Annotated in this window: 1 protein-coding gene; it reads left to right on the top strand. The window is 67.1% G+C overall.

The genetic code is table 11. The features are described 5' to 3' along the window. A partial coding sequence (locus tag GR328_RS26520; RefSeq protein WP_160888632.1) for a zinc-dependent alcohol dehydrogenase family protein occupies positions 1-961 on the top strand: 961 nt, incomplete at both ends.

The raw sequence follows: 961 nt of genomic DNA, 5'->3' as shown, positions 1-961 counted from the left end.
CACCGAGGGCGTGGTGATCAAGGTGGAGGCGACGGGGCTGTGCCGGAGCGACTGGCACGGATGGATGGGGCACGATCCCGACGTTACGCTGCCGCACGTGCCGGGGCACGAGCTGGCGGGCACGGTTCTCGCCACCGGCCGGCAGGTCACCCGCTGGAAGAGGGGCGACCGCGTCACGGTGCCGTTCGTCGGCGGATGCGGGCATTGCTTCGAGTGCAACTCGGGCAACCATCAGGTCTGCGAGCATCAGTTCCAGCCGGGCTTCACGGCCTGGGGATCCTTTGCGGAATACGTGGCGGTCGATTACGCGGATACGAACCTCGTCGCGCTGCCCGAGAGCCTCGATTTCGAAACCGCCGCGAGCCTCGGCTGCCGCTTCGTGACGTCCTTCCGCGCCATCGTCGACCAGGGCCGCGTGGGACCGGGAGACTGGGTGGCCGTGCATGGCTGCGGCGGGGTCGGCCTGTCGGCGATCATGATCGCGGCCGCCCTGGGCGCGAACGTGGTCGCCATCGATCTGGCTCAGGAGAAGCTCGACTTCGCCAGGCAGATGGGCGCGGTCGCGACGATCAATGCGCGCGAGGTCGCCGACGTGGTCGAGGCCGTGCGCGAGATCACCAAGGGCGGCGCGCATGTGTCCATCGACGCGCTGGGCCATCCCACGACCTGCTTCAACTCGATTGCGAACCTTCGCCGCCGGGGACGTCACGTGCAGGTCGGCCTGATGCTGGGCGACCACGCGCGCCCGCAAATCCCGATGGATCGCGTGATCGGCTGGGAGCTTGAAATTCTCGGCAGCCACGGCATGCAGGCCTTCCGCTATCAGGCCATGATGAACATGATCGAGACGGGCAAGCTCAGCCCTCAAAAGCTCGTCGGCAGGAGGATCAGTCTGGAAGAGGCGCCCGCGGCCCTCATGAACATGGACCGTTTCGAGGGGATCGGCATCAGCGTCATCACG

It is taken from the genome of Microvirga makkahensis, assembly GCF_009830105.1.
GTDB classification, from domain to species: domain Bacteria; phylum Pseudomonadota; class Alphaproteobacteria; order Rhizobiales; family Beijerinckiaceae; genus Microvirga; species Microvirga makkahensis.
Note: the sequence above shows the minus strand (reverse complement) of the source record. Positions and strands in the feature narration are given on the sequence as shown.